The organism is Kribbella antibiotica (assembly GCF_004349055.1).
Classification (GTDB): domain Bacteria; phylum Actinomycetota; class Actinomycetes; order Propionibacteriales; family Kribbellaceae; genus Kribbella; species Kribbella antibiotica.
In genome coordinates, this window is record NZ_SMKX01000024.1 from 1 (window position 1) to 25,663 (window position 25,663).

Here is a 25,663-nt window from a genome sequence, read left to right on the forward strand (position 1 = left end):
CAACCCGGACTCGAACAACACTATCGCCGCAGCACGCTGCGACTCACTCAGCGAACTATCCACACGCATGAACTGCTCCCCGGAATCGGAACTGAGAAACCCAGTCCAACTTCCGGGGAGCAGTTCAAGCTCGGGGGTTGACCCCTGAGACGTTCAGGGCGGGCGGCAGGACGGGGTGCAGTTGGAGCGGCGAGCAACCACTCCGCCGGTGGCGGCGAGGCGGTTGTGGGTGACCAGTTGTCGGGGGCGTGCACATCGCGCGGGGGGCCGTGAACAAGTTATTACCTGTTCGCGGCCACCAGTTCCTGTTCAAACCCCCGGCTTGGGGTGGGGGAGCGTGCGTCAGACGCCGATGGGGTGCCAGACGGTTTTCAGTTCGAGGTACTGCGTCATGCGCGACAAGCCCGGGGATTCGGACCAGTCCTCAACGGCGGGACGCCTTACCCGCTTGAGGTTTTCGGCCGAGGCGGCTTCCAGGTCTCGGGCCTCGTCGGGGTCGGAGATTCCGCAGAGGTCGATGGCGTTGACGTCCATGTGGGACGCGAGCCAGGGGCCGATCTCGGACGCCGAGCCGGTCAGGAGGTTGACGACACCGCCGGGGAGATCCGAGGTGGCCATCACCTCGCCGAGGGTGATCGCGGGCAGCGGGCGCTCGAACGACGAGACGGCGACGACCGTGTTGCCGGAGACGATCGCGGGCGCGATCACCGAGGTCAGGCCGAGCAGGCTGGATTCCTGCGGGGCGAGGACCGCGACGATACCGGTTGCCTCAGGCAACGAGAAGTCGAAGTACGGGCCGGCGACCGGGTTGCTGGAGCCGACGATCTGGGCGAGCTTGTCGGCCCAGCCGGCGTACCAGACCCAGCGGTCGATCGAGGCGTCGACGGCCGCGCGGGCCTTCGAGATCGAGAGGCCTTCGGAGGCGGCGACCTCGGCGCTGAACTGCTCGTGCCGACCCTCCATCACCTCGGCGATCCGGTAGAGGATCTGACCACGGTTGTACGCCGTTTTGCCAGACCAGCCACCGAACGCCTTGCGGGCCGCGACCACCGCGTCCCGGGCGTCCTTGCGGGAGGCCTGGGACGCGTTCGCGAGGAACTTGCCCTTGGTGTTGTTCACGGCGTACGCGCGGCCGGATTCGCTGCGCGGGAACGCGCCGCCGATGTAGAGCTTGTAGGTCTTGCGCACCTCAAGGCGTGCACCGTCTTTAGTGGGCAAGGTAAGCCTCCAGGCCGTGACGGCCGCCTTCGCGGCCGTAACCCGACTCCTTGTAGCCGCCGAACGGCGAGGTCGGGTCGAAGCGGTTGAACGTGTTGGCCCAGACCACGCCGGCGCGCAGCTGGTTGGCCATCCAGAGAATCCGGGAGCCCTTCTCGGTCCAGATCCCGGCCGACAGCCCGAAGGGCGTGTTGTTCGCCTTCTCCACCGCCTCGGCAGGGGTGCGGAAGGTGAGCACCGACAGCACCGGCCCGAAGATCTCCTCGCGGGCGATCCGGTGTGCCTGCGAGACCCCGGTGAAGACCGTCGGCGGGAACCAGAAGCCCTGCGCCGGCAGCTCGCACTCGGGCGACCAGCGCTCGGACCCCTCGTCCTCACCGACCTGCGACAGCTCGCGGATCTTGGCGAGCTGGGCAGCGGAGTTGATCGCGCCGATATCGGTGTTCTTGTCGAGCGGGTCGCCGACACGCAGCGACTCCATCCGACGCTTCAGCCGGCCCAACACCTCGTCGTACACGCTCTCCTGGACGAGCAGCCGCGAACCGGCGCAGCAGACATGGCCCTGGTTGAAGAAGATGCCGTTGACGATGCCTTCGATGGTCTGGTCGATCGGGGCGTCCTCGAAGACGATGTTCGCCGCCTTGCCACCGAGCTCCAGCGTGACTGCCTTGTCGGTGCCCGCAACGGACTTCGCGATCGCGCGGCCGACTGCGGTCGAACCGGTGAACGCGACCTTGTTCACATCCGGGTGCTCGACCAGTGCCTGACCGGTACGACCGGCGCCGGTGACGATGTTCACAACGCCCGGCGGGAGATCGGCCTGCTGGCAGATCTCCGCGAAGGCGAGTGCCGTCAGCGGCGTCGTCTCGGCCGGCTTCAGTACGACGGTGTTGCCCGCGGCCAGCGCGGGAGCGATCTTCCACGCCAGCATCAGCAGTGGGAAGTTCCACGGGATGACCTGACCCGCGACACCCCATGGCTGCGGGTCGTCGCCAGCACCGGCGTACTCGAGCTTGTCGGCCCAGCCGGCGTAGTAGAAGAAGTGCGCGGCCACCAACGGGATGTCGACGTCGCGGGACTCGCGGATCGGCTTCCCGTTGTCGAGCGACTCCAGTACGGCGAGCTCGCGCGCCCGCTCCTGGATCAGCCGCGCGATCCGGTACAGGTACTTCGCCCGGTCGCGGCCCGCCATCGGCCCCCAGACCTTGTCGAACGCCCGACGGGCAGCGCGAACGGCCTTGTCGACGTCAGCCGGACCAGCCTCGCTGACCTCGGCCAGCACTTCTTCCGATGCCGGGCTGATCGTCTTGAATGGCTTGCCATCCGTCGCCTCGGTGAAGGCGCCGTTGATGAAGAGCCCGTACGACGACTTGATGTCGACGATGGCCCGCGATTCCAGGGCCGGTGCGTACTCGAATCTGCTCATGCCCTCATCAGTCCAGCGTGAAGTAGTCGGGGCCGGGGTAGTGACCGGTGGCCAGCTTGGTGCGTTGCATCAGCAGGTCGTTCAGCAGGCTGGAGGCGCCGAAGCGGAAGAGCTCCGGGTCCAGCCAGTCCGGGCCGGCGGTTTCGTTGACCGTGACCAGGTACTTGATCGCGTCCTTCGCGGTCCGGATGCCACCGGCCGGTTTGACGCCGATGTGCAGGCCGGTCGACTCGTGGTAGTCGCGGACCGCCTCCAGCATCACCAGGGTCACCGGCAGGGTTGCCGCGGGAGAGATTTTGCCGGTGGAGGTCTTGATGAAGTCGGCGCCGGCCAGCATCGCCAGCCACGAAGCACGCCGTACGTTGTCGTAGGTGACCAGCTCGCCGGTCTCCAGGATCACCTTGAGATGCGCGTCACCGGCGGCGTCGCGGATCGCGGCGATCTCGTCGAAGACCAGGCCGTAGCGGCCGGACAGGAACGCACCGCGGTCGATCACCATGTCGACCTCGTCGGCACCGGCCGCGACCGCGTCCTTGGTGTCCTGCACCTTGATCGCCAGGCTCGAACGCCCACTGGGGAAGGCGGTTGCCACACTCGCCACGTTGATGCCGGTGCCGCGCAGCTCGAACTTCGCCGTCGCCACCAGGTCCGGGTAGACACAGACCGCGGCCACCTGGGGCGCGGTCGGGTCGGCGGGGTCCGGGCGCTTGGCCTTGGCACACAGGGCGCGCACCTTGCCCGGCGTGTCCGAGCCTTCGAGCGTGGTCAGGTCGATCATCTGAATGGCCAGGTCCAGCGCGTACGCCTTCGCCGTGGTCTTGATCGACCGGGTGCTCAGCGTCGCAGCCCGGGCCTCGGCGCCGACCTGGTCGACGCCCGGCAGCCCGAGCAGGAACCGGCGCAGCCGGTCCTCGGACGAGGTCACGTCGGCCAGACTGTCGACGCCGTTGTCGGTAGTGGTCACCCTTGCCAGCATAGTGCTCATCGAGCCGACCAGTTACGTTGTGCGGGTGAAGTCGAACGAGGCCGAGACCGAGACCTACCTGTCCACGTCCAACCGGATCTCCGGCGTGATCGTGATCGTCATCGGAGCGGTCGGCCTGCTGGACATCGTGCTGGAGTGGCGGACCGCCACCGGGATCATGGTCGGCAGCCTGATCGGGATCCTGATGGTGCTCGCGTACTGCGGTCTGATCCGCCCGTCAGTCACCCTCAGCCCCGAGACACTCCTGCTGCGTAACCACCTGCGTGATCGGGTGATCCCGTGGAACCAGGTCAGTGGCGCCGATGTCGCGGACATCCTCCGCGTCCACACCGACGCCGGCCGCTTCCGGGCGCCGGGTGTGCAGCTCGTCATGCGTGACCTGCGCAAGCAGCGTGTCGGCGGCCGCAAGCTCAAGGCGGACAGTTCGGTGTCCCGCGCCGATCTGGTCGTCGGCCGGATCGAGGCCCACATGGACCAGTACGGCGCAGTCGACGGCGGCCCGGTCCGCACGAACTGGGCGCGACCGGAGCTCGCAATCATCGGCGTACTGGCCGTAGTCGCCATCGTCGCTGCGCTGCTTCGCTGACGATGCGCCTTTCTCGCCGCGCCCTCCTGAGCACCGGTGCGGCGGCCGGTGTCGCGGGGCTTGCCGGTGTGGTCGGTCTGGAGACCGGTGTGCTCCCCGGACGGGCTCGCGTACATGACGTTCTCGGACTGACCGGTCCGGACGGCGTCATCCCCGACGTACCGGCTGGGCCTGTGGTGTCGGGCACGTTCGATTCGTTCGGCCGCCGGACGAAGGTCGGGTACTCGATCATCTGCCCCGACGGTTATCAGCTGTCCGATCACCTACCGGTCGTTCTGGTGCTGCACGGACGTGGTGGTGATCACACCTCCGCGATCCGTGATCTCGGGATCGACCGGTACCTGACTGCCGCCGTACGGGCTGGTACGACGCCGTTCGCGCTGGCTACGGTGGATGGCGGCTCGGACACGTACTGGCATCGGCGCGTGTCCGATGAGGATCCCGGGTTCATGCTCGACCAGGAGTTCCTTCCCCTGCTGGCGAATCGCGGCATCGACACCGCGCAGTACGGCGTACTGGGTTGGTCGATGGGTGGGTACGGCGCCCTGTTGTATACCGCGCTTCATGCGTGGCAGCGGCGGGTCCGGCCGGGCGCGCGAGCGGTCGCTGTCGGCGCGCTCAGTCCAGCGGTGTGGCGGCGCTACGAGGATGTTGCTCCGGGTGCCTTTGACAGTCGCGAGGACTTCGATGGTGGTCAGCTGTTCGGCAGGCAGGTCAGTCTGCGGGATGTTGCCGTGCGCATCGATTGTGGCCGCGACGATCCGTTCGCCGGAGCGGCCGCGGAACTGCGCAAGGAGCTGCAGACGGCGGGTGGGCAACAGGCCGGCGCGCACACTCAGGGATACTGGCGGCGGATGTTACCGGCGCAGTTGGCCTTCCTTGGTGGACGGCTCGGGAGTTGACCAAACTCCTGGGAACTGCGGCCGGTTCAGCAACGTCCGAGTCCGTGTCCCGACCGGTGGATGAACCCCGGTCACCCCAGGATGGGGACTGACAGTCCCCGAATCCTCGAGAGTGGAGCTCATGGTCAATCTCTCCCGCACCACCCTGCGTGGCCTGGCCGGCGTTGTCGCCCTGGCCGGTCTCGCAACCTCGTTCTCCGCCACTGCCCAGGCGGCTCCGACCGCGCAGGCCGGCACCAAGCCGGCCCCGGTCGTCGAGCAGTCGGCTGCGACGGCTGAGCCCGGTCCTGCGGTGGCTACCGCGAAGGCCGGCTACACCGGTCCTTCGGCGCTGAAGATCGTTCGCTACAACAAGCTCTACAAGACCCCGGCGATCCCGGCGTCGCGGTGCAAGGAAGTCAACGTCTCCATGCGCACGACCGCGGGAGTCCAGCAGTACAACACCCAGCTCTACAAGTGCCTGTACGCCGCGTGGAAGCCGATCCTGGCCGCCGCCGGGGCGAAGTCGACCGCGGCCCCCAAGCTGCACTTCTTCACCTCGAAGGCGAACACCCTGTGTGGTGTGATCTCCGCCCCGACCTCGTACTACTGCGAGAACAACATCTACATCCCGACGCCGTACATCGTCAGCCTGTGGAAGCAGAGCCCGACGTACGCCCGCGTCTACGCGACCAACACGATGGCGCACGAGTACGGTCACCACATCCAGGAGCAGACCGGCATCATGGACGCCTCCTGGTGGCGTCAGCGGGCGATGAAGACCAACACCGCCAAGCTGGAGGAGAACCGGCGTCGTGAGCTGCAGGCGTCCTGCCTGGGCTCGGCCGCGATCGGTGCGAACCGTCGCTTCTACCCGATGACCGGCGCGCTCTACAACGAGTGGCGCTGGCTGGTTCAGCACTCCGGTGACCAGAAGGGCTCGGTCCGTGACCACGGCTCGCTGGCCAACCACGGCTGGTGGTCGGAGCACGGTTTCTTCGCCACCAGCTCGACCACGACGGCCGCGCGCTGCAACACCTACGAATCCGCGCCGTCGCGCGTCTCCTGAGCAACTCCTGATCCACGCGTAACTCAGCCGCCTGGTGGGCGTTCCTTCACCAGGCGGCTGTTGCGTTTTGGCGACAACCACACGATCTGCGATCGTGTGGTTACTTGTTTCGGATCCGCACGCCCTACAGTTCTGTAGTCGAACGGTCGAACGGCAGGAGTCAAGGACAGTGAACTACGACGAGTTCAACACCGAGTACGCGAAGGTGCTGGACAAGATCCAGAGCGGCAGGAGCAGCTGGTCGGAGCTGTCCGGGCACGTCACCCGGCTTCGCCAGGGCACTGCCGGGATCACTACGCCGACAGAGCGGACCCAGGTCGCCAGCGATCTGGCCGCATTGACCCAGATGGTCGACATGTCGCGGCGTACCAACGACAAGGAAGACGTCTGGACGGTCACGTCCGACGCGATCCGCCGGGCCAGCAGCCAGGAGGGTTCGGTCGCCGACCGGATCAGCCGGATCGATGCTGCGATCAGCGACATCACCAGCCTGGCCGGCCGCAACCCGGACGAGCGGGACGCGCTGATGCAGTCGACCAGCACCCTGCGCATCCTGCACTCGTCGCTGCAGGCCTCCCTGCGCGCCGAGCAGGCCGAAGCTGCAGCGGCGCACTGAAAGTCCTACCGAACAGGCGCTTTCCTACAGTCCCAGGACTGTGGAGAGCGCCTGTTTGATTCCGGCCAGGTCCTCGGCCGCTGCCGTCCGCGCCGAGGCAACGTCGCCGTCCTGCACCGGGATGACGACCTCGAGGTAGCACTTGAGCTTCGGCTCGGTGCCGGACGGCCGAACGACGACGCGCGCGCCTTCGGACAACGTGTACCGAAGGCCGTCCGTCGGCGGCAACGCCGCTGACCCCTGCGCGAGATCATCGACCTGTACGACGCTGTGCGTGCCCAGCGTCGTCGGGGGAGTGGCCCGCAGATTCGCCATCGCGGTCTGGATCAGGCTGAGGTCCTCGACCCGCACCGACAGTTGGTCGGTCGCGTGCAGACCGTACTTGTTGGCGAGATCGTCGAGCAGATCGAGCAATGTCCGCCCCTCGGCCTTCGCCCGGGCCGCCATCTCCAGCACCCGGACCAGCGTCGAGACGCCGTCCTTGTCCTTCACAGCAGTCGGGTCGACGCAGTAGCCGAGCGCTTCCTCGTAGCCGAAGACCAGCTCCGGTACCCGGCCGATCCACTTGAAGCCGGTCAACGTTTCGACGTACCGGACGTCGTACGCGGCTGCGATCTTGCCGAGCAGCGACGACGAGACGATCGAGCAGGCGGCGACGCCGTCCGGGCGACTGCTCAGCAGGAACTCGCCGAGCAGCGCGCCGAGCTCATCCCCGCGCAGCATCCGCCACCCCTCAGGCCCCGGTACGGCGACCGCACAGCGGTCCGCGTCGGGGTCGTTCGCCACAGCGATGTCGGCGTTGATCTCGCGGGCGAGCTCCAGAGCCGCGTCGATCGCGCCGGGCTCTTCCGGGTTCGGGAAGTGCACCGTCGGGAAGTCCGGGTCGGGGTCGGCCTGGGAGGCGACCACCGCCGGTACGGCGAACCCGGCGCGCGCGACCGCGGCCTCGGCCAGGAGGCGGCCGACGCCGTGCAGCGGCGTGTAAGCCACGTTCAGCTCGCGAGGTGCATCCGCCGGGACCAGCTCGGCGATGCGGGCCAGATAGGCGTTCAGGAGCTCGTCACCGATGGTCTGCCAGTCGCCGCCGCGCGGGACCGACTCCAGCGGGCCGACCGCGGCGATGGCGGCCGCGATCTCGATGTCCGCGGGCGGCACGATCTGCGAGCCGTCGCCGAGGTAGACCTTGTAGCCGTTGTCCTGAGGCGGGTTGTGCGAGGCCGTCACGACCACGCCGGCCACGGCCTTCAGATGCCGGATCCCGAACGCGATCACGGGCGTCGGCGTGTGCCGGTCGAGCAGGACGGCATCCAGCCCGGCCCCGCGGACCACGGCAGCAGTGTCCTGCGCAAACACGTCCGACTTGTGGCGAGCGTCGTACCCGATCAGAACCGGTCCGTCGGTCAGCCCGTTGGCCTTCAGGTACGCCGCCAGTCCGGCCGCCGCCCGAATCACCACGACCCGGTTCATCCGGTTCGGCCCGGCGCCCACGGCACCCCGTAGGCCCGCCGTACCGAATTCCAGCGTGCCGGAGAACCGGTCCGCCAGCTCAACGGTGTCGCCAGCCTCCAGCAGAGCCTGCAGCTCCGCGCGGGTGTCAGGGTCGGGATCTTCGCTCAGCCAGGCTTCGGCGGCGGCACGCAGCTCATCAGTCACTAAAGCAGGTTAGCCAAGGACGGGGCTCTTGGCTCCCCGCCTACTGCGCTGCACTCGGCACGGCACCTCGCCGCACTGGAGGAAAGGCCACGATGGAAAAGCATCGAGGCCTTCCCTCCAGCACGCCGAGCTACCGCACCGAGCACATGCTCGCTACGGCGCGGAGCCAAGAGCCCCGCCCTAGTGTCCAGACGACTGGCAGGGGCGCGAGCGGAGCTCGGCGACGTAGTCGTCGGGGGCACCGGCTGCTTCGGCCGCCTCGGCGAGGATGCCGACGTACCGGGCCGAGGGGAGTCCGCCCTCATAGGCGTTCAGGACGTACATCCAGGCGAGCTGCTCGCCGTCCAGGGTCTGCACCCGGACCTGGATCTTCCGGTAGACGCCCTGATCGATCCACTCCCACTCGTCCAGGCGCTCGATGTCCTTGGAGTGGATGTCGTAGAGGGCGACGAAAACCTGATGGGCAGGGTCGGAGGCGTCCTCGACGACCGTGGCCATCGAGCCCTCCCAGCCGAGCTCCTCACCGCCGAAGGTGAGGCGCCAGCCGGTCAGCCAGCCGGTCCCGCGCAGCGGCGAGTACGGACAGCGCTCGGCCATCAGGTTCGGGTCAAGATTCGACGCAAACGCGGCGTACAGGGTCACGAGAAATCAGGATACGGAACAATGGCCTCTTGTGGCGCGAGTTGTGATCATCGGTGGCGGTCCAGGCGGGTACGAAGCGGCTAGTGCAGCCGCCCAATTAGGGGCGGAGGTGACAGTCGTCGATTCCGACGGGATCGGTGGTTCTGCGGTCCTGACGGACTGCGTTCCGAGCAAGACGCTGATCGCCACCGCCGAGGTGATGACGGAGGTGGAGGAGGCCGGCGAGCTCGGCCTGCGGGTCGACGACGGCGACGACGACCCGGCGAACTCCGTCTCGGTCGATCTCGGGGTGGTGAACCGGCGGGTCAAGGCGCTCGCGGCGTCCCAGTCGGAGGGCATCGAGCGCCGGCTCGACTCGGACAAGATCCGGATCATCAAGGGCCGCGGCCGCCTCGACGGGCCGGAGACGGTGGTCGTCGGCGACGAGCGGCTGGACGCCGACGTGATCCTGATCGCCACTGGTGCAAGGCCTCGCGTGCTCAAGGGCTCCGAGCCCGACGGCGAGCGGATCCTGACCTGGGAGCAGGTCTACGAGCTCGACCACCTGCCCGAGCGGCTGATCGTCGTCGGTTCCGGTGTCACCGGTGCCGAGTTCGCCAGCGCGTACGACGCCCTTGGTAGCGACGTGGTCCTCGTCTCGTCCCGTGATCGGGTGCTCCCCGGTGAGGACGCGGATGCGGCCGCCGTACTGGAGGACGTCTTCAAGCGGCGCGGCCTGACCGTGCTGAGCAAGTCCCGCGCCGAGTCGGTCAAGCGCGTCGGCGACGGTGTCGTCGTCACCCTGACCGACGGCCGGACGGTCGAGGGTTCACACGCCCTGCTGGCGGTCGGTTCACTGCCGAATACCGACGAAATGGGCTTGATCGAGTCGGGCGTGTCGCTGACCGACGGCGGCTTCATCCAGGTCGACCGCGTCTCCCGTACGACGGCTCGCGGCGTCTACGCGGCCGGCGACTGCACCGGCGTACTGATGCTGGCCTCCGTGGCCGCCATGCAGGGCCGGATCGCGATGGCCCACGCGCTTGGTGACGCCGTCGCCCCGCTGGACCAGTCGCAGGTCTCGGCCAACGTCTTCACCGCCCCCGAGATCGCCACCGTCGGCCTCACCCAGGCCGCGCTGGACGCGGGTGGCAGTACGGCGATGGTCGTCAAGGTACTGCTGTCCGACAACGCCCGCGCCAAGATGCAGGGCGTCCGCGACGGTTTCGTGAAGCTCTTCTGCCTCCCCAACACCGGCATCATCGTCGGCGGCGTAGTGGTCGCCCCCCGAGCCTCCGAGCTCATCCACCCGATCGCCCTGGCCGTCGCCGCCCGCCTCACCGTCGACCAGGTAGCGGCCTCCTTCACCGTCTACCCCTCCGTCACCGGTTCCATCGCCGAAGCCGCCCGGAGGCTGCACCTGCGGAGCTGAACGCGTTGGAACCATTCGCGCGACTCAGCCTGTCTTTCAGGGTGAGGGTTTCGGTACGAATGGTGAGGGACAGATGGCTGACGACTCGGACTTCACGGCGTACGTGGCGGCGCGCTGGGGCGCGCTGGTGCGGTCGGCGATGCTCCTGGGCTGCAGCGATCCGGAAGCCGAGGATCTCGTGCAGACGGTCCTGGAGCGGTGCCTGCTCAAGTGGAGCAAGATTCAGGCGGCCGACGATCGGGATGCCTACGTGCACCGGGTCCTGGTCAACACGTTCATCTCGTCGCGCCGGCGGCGGTGGTTCGGTGAGAAGCCGGTGGCCACGTTTGCCGACAGTGCCGGTCACGACGAGACCGCGGCGGTCGACACCACCGACGCGGTGATGCGGGCCCTCAGCCGATTGGGAACCGAGCAGCGGGCGGCGGTGGTCCTGCGCTACTACGCGCATCTGACCGACCAGCAGGCCGCAGTTGCGCTCGGAGTCGCAGTCGGCACGGTGAAGAGCCGACTGTCACGAGCCACCAAGATCCTCGCGGAGGATCCGGGGCTGACGGAATTGCGAGGGCAACGATGACCGATCCTGCTTTGAATGACGTTCTGGACCGGGCGGTGGCCGGCAAGGCGGTCGGGCCGCCACGGATTGACGCGATCCGATCCGGTGCCGCGCGCCGCCGACGCCGCCGTACGACGGGTGTCGTGGGAGCTGCTGCCGTGGCCGTGCTGGCAGTAGTCGGGGGGACTGCGGTCTTCGCGCCGGGCGATCGTGCACCCGTGGCGGTCAATCCACCGGTGGTGAGCAATCCGCCGGTGGTCCCGACCCGGCTGGTCGGGGTCGGGCATGTGGCGGTCGCCGTACCGGTGGGCTGGGCGCAGAACGCGACCTACTGCTTCACGCCGCAGCGGGACACGGTGATCGTCAATCAGGGCCCTGAGGGTTACTGCATGGCGCGGCGGCCTGAAGGGGTCGAGAGCATCGAGATCCTGCGTGGCAAGTCGACGCGCTTTCCCTTCCGTGACGGCAAGATTGTCGAGATCGGCGGGGCTCGGGCCGAACGTCTACCGACGGTCTGTGTGGCTTCGGACAGCGATCGCCCCACGGAGTGCTCGGCAACGGTGTATTTCCCCACGCTCGACGTGACCGTTCATCTGGAGTCCACCACCGGCGCCGCCGAAGTCGACCGGATGATCGGGTGGATCGTCGTCGTACCGGATCAGGTCGGGGTGCCGGAGTACGCCACCCCGGTGACCAAGTACACGGCGGAGCTCACCGCGTTGGGGCTGCGGCCGGTGGTCGTGACCAAGAAGATTCCCCGCTATCAGGACGGCGACATCCTCGACGTGGTGCCGGCGCCCGGCGTGCTGGTGGCGCCCGGTGCGACCGTGACGATCACGGTGGTCGACAACTCCTGAAAGTCAGGGGTAAACCTGCGTTCACTCACGTCGCGCTGAGTGACGGAAGTGTTTGGCGGGATTCCGGCACTTTTCCGCTTGGGCGGGAATTGCGGGGGTTTGTATTGGTGACTGATGGTTATCAATCACGGGCAGTGAGAGAAATCGATTCTGCACAATCGCTTTTCCAGGGGCTGGTGACGGTCTTACTCTCCGGTTGATCAACTTCCGGAGGGGGAAGCATGAGACGACGTTTGTCGCGCGGTGCTGCGTTCGTTGCCGTGACCACAGTGGTGCTGGCGTCGGTGACGGCGCCGGTGCGCGCGGAGACCCAGGCGGGTTCGCCGCCGGGTCCGTTGCAGGTGAAGACGGCGGCCGACGCGTTGCTGGCGAAGCTGGATCCGAAGCTCGAGGCGAAGGTCAAGAAGGGCGAGACCGCGCCGGTCGCGGTGTTCGCGACCGTGCAGGGTGATCCGGCGGCGGCGACGGCCGTACTGGACAACGCGCGGGTGGCCGGGTCCGGCGACAGCGGGCTGGTGCTCGGGTCGATTCCGGTCCAGGCGCTGCCCAAGCTGGCCGCCGCAAAGGGCGTGGTTTCGGTGCGGCCGGTGGAGCTCGGGAAGACCGGGCAGCCGCTGAACGACCCGGATCCGGAGCTGCACAAGGCGCCGACCCAGGCCGAGAAGCAGGCCGCTCGGGCCAAGCTGACGACCAGCGAGGTGCCGTACGACAAGGCGCCCGCGCCGCGGGGCTCGAACTTCGAGAAGCTGCGCAAGCAGAACCTGCTGGATGCCAAGACCCACGATTTCACCGGGGCCTGGAACGCAGGCATCACCGGGCAAGGCATCACCGTCGGCGTGCTCGACGGTGGCACTGACTTCGGCCACCCGGACCTGCTGAACACCTGGCAGACCTGGACGGGCCAGACCGGGACCAAGGCGGGCTGGAACGGCTGGCCGAAGGCCTTCGACCCGTACGGCACGCTGCAGTGGCTGTCCGCGCCTACTCAGGTTGATGACGGCCTGTCCTGGTACACCAAGACGACTGCTTCCGCTTGCTTGAAGGCCGGCTCGACTTGCTCGGTCGACTTCGCCACCAAGACCGGGCCGTCGCGCAACTTCAGCGCTCCGGCCGGGACGGTGCAGCACACCTACGACTTCCCCGCGTCCTGGAGCAAGTCCGGCACGGTCAAGGTCGGCAGTCACCCCGACGACTACCTGCTCCAGTTGTACGGCGAGCGGCCGGCCTACCTGGTCACCGACCCGCACACCGCCGGTGTCTACGACACGGTCTACGTCGACCTCGACGACGACCACTCGTTCGCCGATGAGAAGCCGGTCACCAAGGCTTCGCCGGCGTCGTACCGGGATATGAACGGCGACGGCTACACCGACCTGTCGGGTGGCCTGCTGTACTTCATCTCCGACGGCAAGACCGAGGTCCCCGGTGGCCAGGACGCGTTCGGGATCCACGACACGTCGTACGGGTCTGGCGACCTGCTCGCGTGGACCGGCGACTTCGACCCGCAGATCGAGGGGCACGGCACGCTGACCGCTTCGAACATCGTCGGTCAGGCCGTGATCAACGGGAAGGCGCCGACCTTCAAGGACATCCCCGGTGGCAAGTACGCCGGTGCCGTCCTCGGTGGCGCGCCGCACGCCAAGCTGGCGCCGTTCGGTGACATCTATCTCGGCTTCGACTTCTCCACGCAGTTCGGGTACCTGCTCTCCACCCGCCAGGGCGTCGACGTCACTTCGAACTCCTACGGGCAGTCCACCGTCGACAACGACGGCTGGGACGCGGCGAGCCAGGAAGCCGACGTGATCCACGAAGGCCGGACGACCACGCCCCTGTTCTCGACCGGCAACGGCGCCCCAGGCTTCGGTACGACGGGATCGTCGCCGACGGCCGGTATCGCGGTCGGGGCCTCGACGCAGTTCGGCGGGACCGGCTGGGACTCGATCGTGCGGACCAAGCAGATCATGGACAACGACGTAGTCGAGTGGTCGAACCGCGGCTTCCAGTCGAACGCCGCCAACGGTGTCGATGTGGTTGCCGATGGCGCCTATTCGCCCGGTGACGCGACGCTGAACACGATCCTGGACGGGCGCGAGGCATGGACCACATGGGGTGGCACCAGCCGCTCGACGCCGGTCGCGGCCGGCGCCACCGCGCTGATCTACCAGGCCTACGAGAAGGCCCACGGCGCCAAGCTGCCGGCCGGTTTCTACTCGACCGCCAAGGACATCCTGAAGACCTCTTCCAAGGACCTCGGGTACGACGCCAATGTGCAGGGGTCGGGCTCGATCGATGCCGGTAAGGCCGTGGCCAGTGCTGCTGGTCGGCGGGCTGTCGTTTCGCCGTCCGAGTGGCGGGTCGGCGACTACCGCGGGACGGAGTACCCGGCGTTCGCGAATGTGATCGCACCGGGTGGGACGGATTCGCAGAAGTTCAACGTCAAGGGACCGGGGGTCTGGCAGGTCAGTGACCGGCAGCTCGTCCGGACCGCGAACGACACGTTCTCCTTTACCAGCAAGGATCTCTCGCAGGAGAGCACTGGCAACTTCAATGCTCCCGATTACCTGCTCGACCTGACCTCGCGCGTGAAGAAGCATCGGGACGCGGATCTGATGCTGATCAAGGTCGAGTACCCACGGTCGGAATTCGACGGTGACAAGAACCTGACCGAGGACCAGGGCTGGCGACTGCTCACCTATAACTGGACCGACGTCAACCACGACGGCAAGCTGTGGACCGACAAGAACCACAACGGCGTCGTCAACCACACCGACAAGACGACCAGCTCGAACATCGACGGCTTCCTCGATCTGGACTTCGCGAAGTCCGAGATGCAGCAGGGCGAATACAGCCGGTTCATGTATCACCGGGCCGGGGCGAACGCCTTGCAGTCGCTGGTGCGCGACCCGGCGTCACGGATGGCCAACGGCCTGTTCCTCGGGCTGCAGCACTCCGCGAAGAACGCGGCGATTCCGGTGACCCACTTCAAGATCTCCATCGACTGGTACAAGAACAGCGACTGGAAGTGGGTCACCACGCCGCGCTACACGACCGGTTCGTTCACTGCGTCGATCAAGGTTCCGGCCAAGACGCCGTACGGGATGTATTCCGGTGCCGTCGTACTGAACCGTGGTTCGGACTCGATGGTCGTGCCGGTGTCGGTCGCCGTGGCGGCCAAGGCGGCGCAGGACGCTTCGGGGAAGTTGACCGGGGCAACCACTTTCGGTGGCGAGGATGTGGCTCGGGCGCAGCAGAACTACACCTACAACAACGGGTCGGTGTTCGGTGCGAACGACTGGACCTGGCGAGCCGAGTCCGGTGACTGGCGCTTCTTCTACCTGGATGTCCCGAAGGCGCCTGCCGAGGGAACGAAGTTCCTGGTCAACACTTCGTGGAACGACGCCGGCCCGGCGACCGACCTCGACACGTTGATCATGGGCCGCTCGCAGAACCACTTCCAGGTGGTGCCCGACTCGGTCTGGGGCGCGCCGTACACGCTGAACACTGTGGGCAAGAGCCCGAACACCAATGTTCGCGCAGGTGTGTGGCGCTTCGACACCGCAACCGGCGGGCCGGCCGATGTGGTGACCGCTCCGGCCCAAGAAGGCCTGCAAGCCTTCGCCGTGCACCAGGTCGGCTGGGAAGGTGACAAGTTCAACACCCCCTTCAAGGTGGACGTGGGTAGCGCGTCGGTCTCCCCGTCGTCCGTTGCGCAGACGGCAACTTCGGATAGTGGTGGCTTCGACGTGAAGTTCGAGTCGAGCGTCGCACTGGACGGTCTGAAGGCCTCCGCCTTCGGCCTCAGCCAGCCGAGCACCACAACCGAAACCGCTCACCAGGACAACGCTGACGACCCGTCCGCGTCGAGCTTCAAGCGCAACCTCACCTTGTCGCACGCGTCCCGCCTGAGCGTCAGCACCGCGATGGCCGGCAACGACCTCGACCTCTACGTCGTCCGCGACGCCAACAACGACGGCGTCTTCTCCGCGTCCGAGATCGTCGCCTCGTCCGCCGGCGGTACAGCGAACGAGTCGGTCGACCTCATCAGCCCACCCGACGGCAACTACCAAATCTGGGTCCACGGCTTCGCCGTAGCCGGTACGCCGTCCTTCACCTTCAACGTCAACGCAGTCCAAGGCAACGACCTCACCGTCTCGGGCCTCCCGACCGGCGCCGTCCCCGCGGGAACCCCCGTAACCCTCCACGTCAACTACAACAAGGCAATGACGGTAGGCCAGACCTACACGGGTGAACTGCTGCTAGGCCCGACCACGGCACCGTCAGCGCTGTCGGTCCCGATCAAGATCACCAGGTAACACCCAGTGGGTGGTGGCGCGCAGCCACCACCCACTCACACCCGCTTCGTGGCGGAGTAGGCGTACCAGACAGTGTTGCTGGACGGGACGTAGACGCGGTAGTCGCGGGCGCGGTTGGTGGTGATCACGTACGACGCGGCGCCGGTCTTCGTGTTCGGGTAGGCCCACCCGAGATCGGTCCAGGTGTTGGAGCCGAGGTCGCGCTTCTGGAACAGGACCCGTCCGTGGTGACGCGTGAACGCCTTGCCCTTGATGCTGTAGTAGGAGGCCCGAGCGCTCAAGGTGGTCTTCGTGCCCTTGCGCACGCCGGTCAGCCCGATGGCGGCACCGGCCTTCGTCATCGAGGTAGCGGGCAGCAGCCTGGCGACGTTGTGGCCGGCGCTGTCGCGGCCGTAGCCCTCCGGAGTCCACCGGGTGGTGACCCCGATCGGTGTCTTGTTGATCCAGATGGTGACGCTGTCCCACGGGCCGCCGACGCCGAAGTTGTAGGTGCCGTCCGGGCGGACCGCCCACCAGGTCGTGTCGGCAACCGTCTTCGGGCACCCACCGCCGAGCTTGAGGCTGTAGATGTAGCTGTCCGGAGAGTTGATCACCAGCTTCGCCGGTACCGGCAACGAGCATGTCGGCAAGGCCTGCGGCGCAGCTTCGGCAGCAGCCGGGCCGGTCAAGAGGCCGGCGGCGAGGATGCCGGTAGCCAGGAGCAGGGAGCGATGACGCATGAGGTCTCCTTAGAGTCAGGCGACCTGCACCCCGTGGTCGCGCAGGCGGAGACTACCGCTCGGACATTGCTGCCGTCTGTGGATTTCCCTTGCACATTGATGCAAAAGACCCCGGCAGCCGTGGTGGTTGCCGGGGTCCTTGAGTGCTGGGGGTTACTCGCCGCCGAAGTCGCCGAAGTCCCAGCCGCCGGAGTCGCCGCCGCTGTCGCCACCGAAGTCGCCGCCGCCCATGTCGCCGCCGCCGTCACCGCCGCCCATGTCGCCACCGGCGAAGTCGCCGTAGCCGCCGCCGGCGAACATGCCGCCGAGCATGGTGCCGAGGAACATGCCGGTCATGACGCCGCCCATGGCGCCGAACATGCCTTGGGCGTACGGCGAGTAGGCCGGGCCGGCTTCCCAGTACGGGACGCGCTGCGGGCCGACCATGACCTTGCGGACGTCCGGCTCGGCGCCGGCGCGGACGCGCTCGGCGTCGGCTGCGCAGGCGGGAACCTCACGCGGGGCGCCACCGGGCGGCGACCACTGGACGTCGACGACCGAGGGGCCGTGCTGGGGGTTGAAGAAGCACGACGGGCGCCGCTGCGGGAGGGGCTCGCCGTTCACCCGGGCGCGGACGCACGCCGAGGCGTAGCGGCCGTCTTCGAGGATCTCGATGACGTGCTTGATCTGCTCGGCCTCGGTGACCTCACCGACCGCCTGTTTGGCCGACTCGTAGGAGTCGAGCGCGCGCTGGTAGTCCTGCCGGGCGCCGTCGCCGAGGTCCTTGCCGACCATGTCGAGGTCGAGGTCCTGCAGCTCTTCGCCGAACCGGGTGATGTCCTCGTCAGCGGTGCGCTTGACCGACTCGAGCTCGCCGGCGGTGATCTCGTGCTGCTTGCGGGTCTGCAGCTGGGTCCGACGGTACGAGCGGTATGCCAGCACCGCGATCACCACGACGGCGATGATCAGGATGAACGTCATGTCGGGCCTCTTCAAAAATGGGGGCTTTACGGTGAGCCTACCGAACATCGCAAACCCGGCACGCCACGCAGGGTGACCCAATGCCCAGATTGTCGTCACGCAGCGCGCATAATCGATTACCGCCGCCCAGCGACCGCATTGCCCTGCGTTGGAAGGCTGTTCGATGAGCAAGACCCTCCGACTTCTCACGCTCACCGCGACCGGTCTCGCGCTGGTCGCTCCGCAGCTACATCCGTCGGCTCAACCCGCCGCCGATCCGGCCGAGGCGACGTACCAGGAGATTGCGATCACCGGGCCTTCGGTGGCCGCCGAGACCAAGCCGTTCGCGATGGTCGGTGTGACCTGGCCGGTCGGCGTCAAAGACGTGCACGCCAAGGTCCGGATCAAGCAGGGCGGCCAGTGGACCGATTGGCAGCCGCTGCACATCGAGGACGGCCACGGCCCGGACACTCCGGAAGGCAACCCCGGCACCGAACCCCTGTGGGTGGGCGATGCGACCGGCATCCAGGCCAGCGCGACCGACACCGCCGGTACGACGGTCAAGGGGGCGAAGGTCACCCTGATCCAGCCAGGCGTTCTCCCCAGCGATACCGCGGAAGCGACCGAGCCCCAGAGCGTCGAGTCGGCCGCGAGCAGAGCGCCGTACCCGATGCCGAACGTCTGGAGCCGCAAGCGCTGGGGTGCTGACGAGCGGCTGCGCAACATCAACAAGGGCTGCTCGCGGCCGAAGTACACCAAGACCGTGATGGCCGCGTTCGTCCACCACACCGCCGATCGCAACGACTACACCCGCGCGCAGGTCCCGGCGATGATCCGGGCGACCTACGCGTATCACGTGAAGACCCGCGGCTGGTGCGACCTCGGCTACAACTTCCTCGTCGACCGCTTCGGCCGTGCCTTCGAAGGCAGGTACGGCGGCGCGCAGCTGCCAGTCCTTGGCGCGCACACCGAGTCGTTCAATGGGAACTCGTTCGGGGTTTCGCTGATCGGCAACTTCGACAAGGTGGCGCCACCGGCCTCGATGCTGGAGGCAACGGCCCGGGTCATCGCGTGGAAGCTCGACGCCAACTATCGCTCGCCGACCTCGAGCATCGTCCTGGCTCGGCATCGAGTGAACACGATCTCCGGTCACCGCGATACGAAGGCGACCGCATGCCCAGGGCAACAGCTGTACGCGAAACTTCCTTGGCTGAAGCAACGAGTGCAGAAGCTGATGGGTGGCACGGTCTCGACACCGATCTACCGGTTCGCGAAGACGGTCGGATTCCGTAGCCTCGGGCAACCTTTCTGGGGTGAGCACAAAACGCGCACCGGCTGGGCGACGTATTTCGGAACGCGTGACGTCTTCTACTCGGTCTCCACCGGCGCGCACTCGACTGCGGGCGTGTTCCGTCAGCGGTACCGCCGGATGGGCCCCGATACAGGTCTCGGACTGCCGACGACCGAGGTTCACAACGGCCGCGTCGCAGGCACTCGCGTGCAGTCGTTCCGCGACGGCGGCTTCTACTGGGCCAAGCCGTACGGCGTCCGTCCGGTCACCGGCCTGATCTACCGAAAGTATGTCGCGATCGGTGCGGAGCGGTCGCGGCTCGGCGTACCGGTGACTGATCTCTACAAGGTGAAGGGCGGGTTGCGGCAGAAGTTCCAGCATGGCTGGCTCACCTATCACGCACACCGCCGCACGGTTCTCGTCCAATACCGGAGTGGCTCATGAAACTGCGCGTTCTGACCGCCGTCCTTGTCGCTTCCACCGTCATCAGTGCGACTGCCGAGGCGCGGGAGTTCGAGCCGACCGCCGGCGCGGACACCACGATCAGCGGTCGCGGGTTCGGCCACGGTCGCGGCATGTCCCAGTACGGCGCTCAGGGCGCGGCGATCGCGGGGAAGTCGGCGAAGCAGATTCTCGACTTCTACTACCCGGGAACGACGGTGGGCAAGGCGACCGGGCGGATCCGGGTTCGGATCAGCGCTGACACGACGGACGGCGTACGGGTTGCCGCGGTCAACAATCTGCGGGTTCGGGATCTGGGCCGGGACAAGCTGTTTGCGTTGCCCAAGGCATCGACCCGGAATCAGTGGTCGATCGATCCGCATGGTGAGCACGGGACGAAGGTCAGTTCCTACAACACCAAGACCCGCAAGTGGACGCTGTGGAAGACGTTCAGCTCGATGACCCAGTTCGAGGGTCCGGCGCTGACGAGTCTCATCCTGCCGTCAGGTGCTGTCCGGCGGTATCGCGGTGGGCTGCGGGGGATCGATGCTCCAGGCAAGCACCTCGACACGGTCAACGTGGTTTCACTGGAACACTACCTGCGTGGCGTCGTACCGCGGGAGGCCTTGTCCAGTTGGCGTCCGGCCGCACTGCAGGCGCAGGCTGTTGCCGCGCGCACCTACTCGGTGTTCCATCGAAACCGGAGTGTCAAGCGCGCCTATGACCTCTGCGACACGATCGCCTGCCAGGTCTACGGCGGTTACAACGACGAGAAGAACGCGACCAATGCCGCGATCACCGCAACGGCCGGGCAAGTGCGGCTGTACAAGGGTAAACCGATCATCGCCGAGTTCTCCTCGTCGAACGGCGGGGCGACCGCGGCTGGGAGCGTCCCGTACCAGGTGATGAAGGTGGATTCCTGGGACGCGTATCCCGGTAACGGGAACCCGAATGTCGCGTGGACGGTGACGCGGAAGACGGCCGCTGTGCAGGCGGTATTCGACGTCGGCACGATCCGCACGCTGCGCGTCATCCGCCGTACCGGGGTCGGGCCGGCCGGTGGGCGCGCGGCGCGAATCGAGGCGATCGGGTCGAAGGGGCGGCGGGAGTTGAGTGCCGATCAGCTCCGTGGGCGGCTGCATCTGAAGTCCGCCTGGATCGCGTTCCCGGTGGCGCCACTTGATATGTCAACTGTGCCGGCGGGGATCGCCGGTCGCTGAACCATTGACGGCATCTCCCTGGGCCGATTACAACTGTGGCGGTCAGAGCATGACATCGATGTCATCCGTCACCGCCCACAGAGGAGCCGGTCGATGCGCAGGAAATTGGGTATATCAACTCGGATCGTGGCCGGCCTGGTGGCGGCCGCGGTCGTGGGGTCGTTGCAGGTCTCGGCGGCGAGCGCCGTGACAAGTCCGGCGGCCCGCGCCAAGGCGTCGTATGACGCGATCAACAAGTACTTCGGTACCGAGCACGGGTTGCTGCTCGAGGAGTACCCGAACCACCAGACCAACCCGTACTCGTACGTCTGGCCGTACTCGCAGGCGGCGATCGCGGCCGAGGACATCGCCGGGATCCCGGGCTCCGGGCACAAGGCGGCGGCCGAGGCGGAACGCCGGATCGACGCCTATTCGCCGTACTGGAACTCGACGACGACGCCGAAGGGGTACGACTCCTACGTGCGGGCGCCGCTGGGTGGGGGCGGCGACAAGTTCTACGACGACAACGAGTGGATCGGGCTGCACCTGATCCAGAACTACAAACGCACCGGAGACCGTACGTCGCTCGCTCGGGCCAAGGAGATCTTCGCCCTGGTCGTGCACGGGTGGGACACCGACCCGGCGCATCCGTGCGCCGGCGGGGTCTACTGGACGCAGGCGCCGTGGAGCCAGGACCGCAACACCGTGTCGAACGGACCGGGCGCTGAGCTCGGAGCGCACCTGTATCTGCTGACGCGTGACCGGTCGTACCTGACGTGGGCGAAGCGGATGTACCAGTGGGCGCAGGACTGCATGCTCGCGCCGAACGGTCTCTACTGGGACCACATCGACCTGGCCGGCAACGTTGAGAAGACGCAGTGGAGTTACAACCAGGGCGTCATGCTCGGGGCCGGCGTCTTGTTGTACAAGGCAACCGGTGACCACCGCTACCTGCGCGAAGCCAAGTCGGTCGCGAACGCGTCACTCGCCTTCTACAACACGCGCGAGATCCTCGCCAAGAACGGCGCCGCGTTCAACTCCATCTGGTTCAAGAACCTGCTGATCCTCGACTCGGTGGCTCCTGACCCCCGCTACCGCAAAGCCATGCAGGCGTACGCCGATGACCAGTGGAACACCACCAGAGACCCCGCCACCAACCTCTACAAGTTCCGCGAGGGTTCCGTGGAACTCCTCCAGCAATCCGGCATCGCCCAGGTCCACGCCCTCCTCGCCTGGCCCCGCTCCCGCTACCACCTCCTGGCCTGACGGACGCCCCTTCGGCGCGGCCGCCTCGCGCGGTCGCGCCGACCGTCCTTTCGCGAGATCATGCGGTTCCGGCGAACCTGTGCCACTGATCAACCTGCTGCAGATGGTCAAGAGGTGCGGGGATTGAGCGTGCTGTGGTTGTGGCCACGCAGGTTGATCAGTGTGTGGCGTCCGCCCCAGCCGCGCTGGTGAGTGATGGCCGAGCGTGGCGGAACGACTAGTCCACGAGTTGGTGGGTGATGGCGGTCCACCTGTCGGCGACTCGCGTTCTCGGATGCAGGCTGCACGAAGAACTGCAGGTGGTGCGGGGATGCGGTGTGCTCGGGACGGACTCACACGTGCGGGCGGGTATACGTGGGCGACTACCTGCAGTCCTTCGTGCGCCCTGGGGCAAAGAAACAGCCGCCGCCGAAGGGGTTCCTTCGGGCGGCGGCTGTTGAAAAGATCAGGCGGCTGCTGTTGCGGTGTTGATTTTGACGGGGGTGACGGGGCTGCCGTCGGTGGGGCCGTTCTTGGGCTTGACGCCCGCGTTGGCGACCTTGTCGATGAGTTTGAGGCTGGGCTCGTCGAGGGTGCCGAAGGCGGTGTACTGCGGGCCCAGGCCGGAGGCGTCGCCGTAGACGATGAAGAACTGGCTGCCGTTGGTGTTGGGGCCCGAGTTGGCCATGGCGAGGATGCCGCGGCCGTACTTCAGGGTCGGGTAGACCTCGTCGGCGAAGCTGTAGCCGGGGCCGCCGCTGCCTTGCTTGGCCTCGTCCTTGGTCGGGTCGCCGCACTGGAGGACCTGCAGGCCTTCGCCGACGGTGAGCCGGTGGCAGGTGGTGTCGGCGAAGTACTTCTGGCCGACGAGGCTCAGGAAGTTCTTCACCGTGCAGGGGGCCAGAGCGCTGTCCAGGGTGACCTGGAGGTCGCCGACGGACGTGTTCAGGCTGACCTTCGACGTCCCGGAGGCCTTGATCTTGCCGTCGGACGGCGGGTCGACCTTCTTACTGGCCGGCTCGGCGCCCTTCTTGTAGGTGCAGTTCACCTCGGCCGGCAGCGCCGTCGCCCGCTTCGGCGCGGGGGCCAGTGCGGTCGGGATGCTCTTCGGCTTGCCGTCGGGGACCGCGGGCGCATCGGTCGGCGGGGTGTCGCCGGCCGCCGGGGTGTCGTTGCTGCCCTTGGGACCGAAGAGCACGAAAACTCCGACCAGGACTGCGACAACGGCCACCACCGCGGTCACCGTGACGGCGAGGTTCCGCCGCTGCCGGGACCGCTCAGCCTGCCGCTCGGCCTGCCGTTTGGCCTTCCGTGCCGCGAGCTGCTGCTCGTGGGTCCTCTTGGACATGCAAACCCTCCCTCACCGTGATGTCTGGAGGGAACTTACAGCGTCAACCTGAGAACTGTCTGTAAACCGTCTGAACTGTGACCAGCCCGGGCGTGGTTCAGGCGTAGACCAGTAGGCTGCGGCGCATCGGTCGGACTTGGGAGGGTTCATGCGGGGACGCGCGTTGGTACTGGCGGTTGGTGTGGTTGCTTCGGGGCTGATGGGGGTGCAAGCGGCCACGGCACAGGCCAAGCCGGAAGCATTGCCGGCCTGTCAGTTCGGGATCCCGGCGAAGGTGGCGATCACCAAGCCGAACGCTCGCCTGCCGATCGGGATGGGGGCCACCTGTCCCAAGGCGGTTTACGAGGCCGTTTGGGTAGGACAGGCCGACGGCGTCACCGGTACGTCGTATCAGGTGGCGTGTGGTTGGGGCCACCCGAATTGCGGTGTCGTCCTCGAGAACACCTACCCCGGTCGGGTGATGCACTGGACCGCGCCGTCGGGCCACGGTGCAGATCGGACCGGAGCGTGGATCGCCAGCCTGCGCTCCGCGACCTCGACCACCAAGTACGGCGCGGCGGTCTCGCTGACCGGAGCACGGAGCGGGACGAAGACCACGCTCACCGCGCGCCCGACGTACTACAGCGCCAAGACCAAGGGCTTCGTGCGCCATCACGGGCGGGTGCTGTTCCAGTCCAAGGACCCGGGTTCCTCGGTCTGGAAGGACCTTGGGTACGTCGTGCCGAGCTCGACCGGCGCGGCGACCTACACGCTCACCACCAACCGCAGCCGGGCGTATCGCGCGTACGTCGCGTCGTCGGCCACGGTTTGGTACGCCTACTCGGCGAACGTCACGCGCTAGTCCTCGCGAACAAGCGGCCGGCCAGGTCACCGCCGGTGATCCGGCCGTCCGTACCGCGGGTGAAGTAGCCGCGCTGCCCGGCCAGGCCGCCGGCAGTGATGACGAACTCGTCATCGGGGAGCAGAGCGAGGGCGGCGGCCGGGAGGTCCGGCGGGATCGTGGCTTCGGTGCTCGCGCGGAGTTCGGGCTTGATCTCGACGGCGAGGGTGATGTTGGTGCCCTCAGCAACGATGTCGACGTTCATCGCGTCGTTCTCATACCGGCCGGCCATCTCCACGGCTCGCGCCTCGTCGTAGGGCAGCGGCTCCGGCGCACGCTCGACCAATCCGAGATAGTGCTCGAGCGCCCACCGCAATACCGCCTGGTTGAGCTGATACCCGTCCGGCCCCGAGTTCGTCAGTGACACAACGGCAAACCCAGTCGACGGTACGACGAGGAGTTCGGCGTACTGGCCGTTGCCCGAGCCGCCGTGGCCGATCGTCAGCACCCCGTCGATCGTCTTGCGGAACCAGCAGATCCCGAACCCGTCGCCCAATGTGCTCGCCCGCAACGCGACGGTCTCGTCCCGCATCCCGTGCAGAACCGAAGCAGGCAGTAAGCCGGCGCCATCGCCCAGCTGAAACTTTGCCCACTGCAACAAGTCGCCAACGGTCGACACGACACCGCCGCCAGGGTTGTTGCCGCGGTCCCCAGCCTTCCAGGCTTTCCACGGTACGGCGGGCCGCAGTACGCCGTCCGCATCCGGATTGTGGCCGACGGCAAATTTGCGGATCATCACATCGTCGATGTCGAAGACCGTGTTGGTCAGCCCGAGCGGCTCGAACAACAACGAGGCCATCGCCTGCTCATAAGGCAGTTCGGTCACGTTCTCGATGATCCGGCCGACGAGATTGAACCCCGCCTGACTGTACGACGCCCGCGAGCCCGGCGAAGCGATCTGCGGAAGCTCGGCCAGCTTGGCCACGAATCCGGCCAGCGTCGGGTCGAGGTCGCCGACCAGATTCCAGTCGAGACCGGCGGTGTGGTTGAGCAGGTTCAGGACGGTGATCCGCTCGGCCGCGTCGGCGTCAGCCAGTTGCAGATCCGGGACATAACGCCGTACCGGTGCGTCGAGCTCGACCTTTCCCAAAGCGACCAATCGCATGAGGGCGGTCGCGGTGAAGGTCTTCGAGACCGACGCGAGGTGGAAGAGCGTGTCCCGGTCGATCGCCTCCGTCCCTCCGACCCGCGTCACGCCATGCCCGGCGAATACCTCGGCGCCGTCGACCAGTACGCCGACCGCCGCACCCGGCACGCCCAGCTCGGCGGCCTTCGCGGCAACAAACTCGTGGAGCTCCATCGTCCTCACCTTTCCTTGAACTTGAACATCGTTCAAGGAACAGTAACGGACAACCTGAACATTGTTCAAGAGTTTTCTTGAACAGTGTTCA

Annotated in this window: 21 protein-coding genes; 12 read left to right on the forward strand and 9 right to left on the reverse strand. The window is 67.1% G+C overall.

What is annotated here, in order from left to right:
* Positions 1-342: 342 nt before the first annotated feature.
* The 3 genes from E1263_RS10865 to deoC are packed head-to-tail and all read right to left on the reverse strand — an operon-like array spanning position 343 to position 3,608.
* Positions 343-1,218 (reverse strand): aldehyde dehydrogenase family protein, encoded by an 876-nt coding sequence (locus E1263_RS10865; RefSeq protein ID WP_132167106.1) that lies wholly within the window; start codon positions 1,216-1,218, stop codon positions 343-345.
* Positions 1,208-2,644: an aldehyde dehydrogenase family protein gene (locus E1263_RS10870; RefSeq protein WP_132167107.1), complete on the reverse strand. Its 1,437-nt coding sequence runs from the start codon at positions 2,642-2,644 to the stop codon at positions 1,208-1,210. The genes E1263_RS10865 and E1263_RS10870 overlap by 11 nt, the downstream gene beginning before the upstream one ends.
* A 7-nt stretch (positions 2,645-2,651) precedes the next feature.
* The gene (gene deoC / locus E1263_RS10875) at positions 2,652-3,608 is read right to left on the reverse strand and encodes a deoxyribose-phosphate aldolase (protein WP_202868823.1); all 957 of its coding nucleotides are present in this window, start codon (positions 3,606-3,608) and stop codon (positions 2,652-2,654) included.
* A gap of 46 nt (positions 3,609-3,654) precedes the next feature.
* Between deoC and E1263_RS10880 the strand changes: the two genes are divergently transcribed.
* The 4 genes from E1263_RS10880 (at position 3,655) to E1263_RS10895 (ending at position 6,781) form a co-directional block, all read left to right on the forward strand.
* Entirely contained in the window at positions 3,655-4,215 is a 561-nt protein-coding gene (locus E1263_RS10880) for a PH domain-containing protein (protein ID WP_132167108.1), read from the forward strand.
* A 2-nt stretch (positions 4,216-4,217) separates the two neighbouring features.
* Positions 4,218-5,117, forward strand: coding sequence for an alpha/beta hydrolase (locus E1263_RS10885; protein WP_132167109.1), 900 nt, complete (start codon positions 4,218-4,220; stop codon positions 5,115-5,117).
* A 121-nt stretch (positions 5,118-5,238) separates the two neighbouring features.
* Positions 5,239-6,165, forward strand: a complete 927-nt coding sequence (locus E1263_RS10890; RefSeq protein ID WP_132167110.1) for a neutral zinc metallopeptidase — start codon at positions 5,239-5,241, stop codon at positions 6,163-6,165.
* Between the two features lie 169 nt (positions 6,166-6,334).
* Complete coding sequence (locus tag E1263_RS10895; RefSeq protein ID WP_132167111.1) at positions 6,335-6,781, forward strand: hypothetical protein; 447 nt, start codon at positions 6,335-6,337, stop codon at positions 6,779-6,781.
* 24 nt (positions 6,782-6,805) lie between these two features.
* On the opposite strand, the gene E1263_RS10900 is transcribed toward E1263_RS10895, so the two are convergent.
* Positions 6,806-8,434, reverse strand: a complete 1,629-nt coding sequence (locus E1263_RS10900) for a phospho-sugar mutase (protein ID WP_132167112.1) — start codon at positions 8,432-8,434, stop codon at positions 6,806-6,808.
* Positions 8,435-8,614: 180 nt separating this feature from the next.
* On the reverse strand, positions 8,615-9,076 hold the full coding sequence (locus E1263_RS10905) for a gamma-glutamylcyclotransferase (RefSeq protein ID WP_132167113.1): 462 nt from the start codon (positions 9,074-9,076) through the stop codon (positions 8,615-8,617).
* 31 nt (positions 9,077-9,107) lie between these two features.
* On the opposite strand from E1263_RS10905, the gene E1263_RS10910 reads away from it, so the two are divergent.
* The 4 genes from E1263_RS10910 to E1263_RS10925 all read left to right on the forward strand — a co-directional run bounded on the left by E1263_RS10910 (position 9,108) and on the right by E1263_RS10925 (position 16,210).
* Positions 9,108-10,487 (forward strand): NAD(P)H-quinone dehydrogenase, encoded by a 1,380-nt coding sequence (locus E1263_RS10910; protein ID WP_132167114.1) that lies wholly within the window; start codon positions 9,108-9,110, stop codon positions 10,485-10,487.
* A gap of 73 nt (positions 10,488-10,560) precedes the next feature.
* Complete coding sequence (locus tag E1263_RS10915) at positions 10,561-11,061, forward strand: SigE family RNA polymerase sigma factor (protein WP_132167115.1); 501 nt, start codon at positions 10,561-10,563, stop codon at positions 11,059-11,061.
* Positions 11,058-11,897, forward strand: a complete 840-nt coding sequence (locus E1263_RS10920; RefSeq protein ID WP_132167116.1) for a PASTA domain-containing protein — start codon at positions 11,058-11,060, stop codon at positions 11,895-11,897. Before E1263_RS10915 ends, E1263_RS10920 begins: the two co-directional genes overlap by 4 nt.
* A gap of 221 nt (positions 11,898-12,118) precedes the next feature.
* Positions 12,119-16,210 carry a S8 family serine peptidase gene (locus E1263_RS10925; RefSeq protein ID WP_132167117.1) on the forward strand — a complete coding sequence of 1,364 codons (4,092 nt, stop codon included), beginning with the start codon at positions 12,119-12,121 and terminating at the stop codon, positions 16,208-16,210.
* Positions 16,211-16,245: 35 nt separating this feature from the next.
* Here the strand turns inward: E1263_RS10925 and E1263_RS10930 are convergent, their stop codons facing one another.
* Both E1263_RS10930 and E1263_RS10935 read right to left on the reverse strand, forming a co-directional pair.
* Entirely contained in the window at positions 16,246-16,929 is a 684-nt protein-coding gene (locus E1263_RS10930) for a hypothetical protein (RefSeq protein WP_132167118.1), read from the reverse strand.
* A 153-nt stretch (positions 16,930-17,082) separates the two neighbouring features.
* Positions 17,083-17,889, reverse strand: a complete 807-nt coding sequence (locus E1263_RS10935) for a hypothetical protein (RefSeq protein ID WP_132167119.1) — start codon at positions 17,887-17,889, stop codon at positions 17,083-17,085.
* Positions 17,890-18,052: 163 nt separating this feature from the next.
* On the opposite strand from E1263_RS10935, the gene E1263_RS10940 reads away from it, so the two are divergent.
* The 3 genes from E1263_RS10940 to E1263_RS10950 all read left to right on the forward strand — a co-directional run bounded on the left by E1263_RS10940 (position 18,053) and on the right by E1263_RS10950 (position 22,065).
* The gene (locus E1263_RS10940; RefSeq protein ID WP_132167120.1) at positions 18,053-19,603 is read left to right on the forward strand and encodes an N-acetylmuramoyl-L-alanine amidase; all 1,551 of its coding nucleotides are present in this window, start codon (positions 18,053-18,055) and stop codon (positions 19,601-19,603) included.
* Positions 19,600-20,820: a SpoIID/LytB domain-containing protein gene (locus E1263_RS10945; protein ID WP_132167121.1), complete on the forward strand. Its 1,221-nt coding sequence runs from the start codon at positions 19,600-19,602 to the stop codon at positions 20,818-20,820. Before E1263_RS10940 ends, E1263_RS10945 begins: the two co-directional genes overlap by 4 nt.
* 126 nt (positions 20,821-20,946) lie before the next feature.
* Positions 20,947-22,065: a glycoside hydrolase family 76 protein gene (locus E1263_RS10950; protein ID WP_238161167.1), complete on the forward strand. Its 1,119-nt coding sequence runs from the start codon at positions 20,947-20,949 to the stop codon at positions 22,063-22,065.
* A gap of 445 nt (positions 22,066-22,510) precedes the next feature.
* Here the strand turns inward: E1263_RS10950 and E1263_RS10955 are convergent, their stop codons facing one another.
* Positions 22,511-23,392: a peptidylprolyl isomerase gene (locus E1263_RS10955; protein WP_132167123.1), complete on the reverse strand. Its 882-nt coding sequence runs from the start codon at positions 23,390-23,392 to the stop codon at positions 22,511-22,513.
* 148 nt (positions 23,393-23,540) lie between these two features.
* Between E1263_RS10955 and E1263_RS10960 the strand changes: the two genes are divergently transcribed.
* Complete coding sequence (locus tag E1263_RS10960; RefSeq protein ID WP_132167124.1) at positions 23,541-24,233, forward strand: hypothetical protein; 693 nt, start codon at positions 23,541-23,543, stop codon at positions 24,231-24,233.
* Here E1263_RS10960 and E1263_RS10965 read toward each other — a convergent pair.
* Complete coding sequence (locus E1263_RS10965) at positions 24,223-25,572, reverse strand: serine hydrolase domain-containing protein (protein ID WP_132167125.1); 1,350 nt, start codon at positions 25,570-25,572, stop codon at positions 24,223-24,225. The genes E1263_RS10960 and E1263_RS10965 overlap by 11 nt on opposite strands.
* Between the last annotated feature and the right edge of the window lie 91 nt (positions 25,573-25,663).

Coding starts and splice junctions, on each gene's coding strand:
- E1263_RS10915 (WP_132167115.1), top strand. CDS start 10,561: ATGGCTGACGACTCGGACTTCACGGCGTACGTGGCGGCGCGCTGGGGC.
- E1263_RS10890 (WP_132167110.1), top strand. CDS start 5,239: ATGGTCAATCTCTCCCGCACCACCCTGCGTGGCCTGGCCGGCGTTGTC.
- E1263_RS10925 (WP_132167117.1), top strand. CDS start 12,119: ATGAGACGACGTTTGTCGCGCGGTGCTGCGTTCGTTGCCGTGACCACA.
- E1263_RS10945 (WP_132167121.1), top strand. CDS start 19,600: ATGAAACTGCGCGTTCTGACCGCCGTCCTTGTCGCTTCCACCGTCATC.
- E1263_RS10870 (WP_132167107.1), bottom strand. CDS start 2,644: ATGAGCAGATTCGAGTACGCACCGGCCCTGGAATCGCGGGCCATCGTC.
- E1263_RS10885 (WP_132167109.1), top strand. CDS start 4,218: ATGCGCCTTTCTCGCCGCGCCCTCCTGAGCACCGGTGCGGCGGCCGGT.
- E1263_RS10935 (WP_132167119.1), bottom strand. CDS start 17,889: ATGACGTTCATCCTGATCATCGCCGTCGTGGTGATCGCGGTGCTGGCA.
- E1263_RS10920 (WP_132167116.1), top strand. CDS start 11,058: ATGACCGATCCTGCTTTGAATGACGTTCTGGACCGGGCGGTGGCCGGC.
- E1263_RS10940 (WP_132167120.1), top strand. CDS start 18,053: ATGAGCAAGACCCTCCGACTTCTCACGCTCACCGCGACCGGTCTCGCG.
- E1263_RS10930 (WP_132167118.1), bottom strand. CDS start 16,929: ATGCGTCATCGCTCCCTGCTCCTGGCTACCGGCATCCTCGCCGCCGGC.
- E1263_RS10955 (WP_132167123.1), bottom strand. CDS start 23,392: ATGTCCAAGAGGACCCACGAGCAGCAGCTCGCGGCACGGAAGGCCAAA.
- E1263_RS10965 (WP_132167125.1), bottom strand. CDS start 25,572: ATGGAGCTCCACGAGTTTGTTGCCGCGAAGGCCGCCGAGCTGGGCGTG.
- E1263_RS10960 (WP_132167124.1), top strand. CDS start 23,541: ATGCGGGGACGCGCGTTGGTACTGGCGGTTGGTGTGGTTGCTTCGGGG.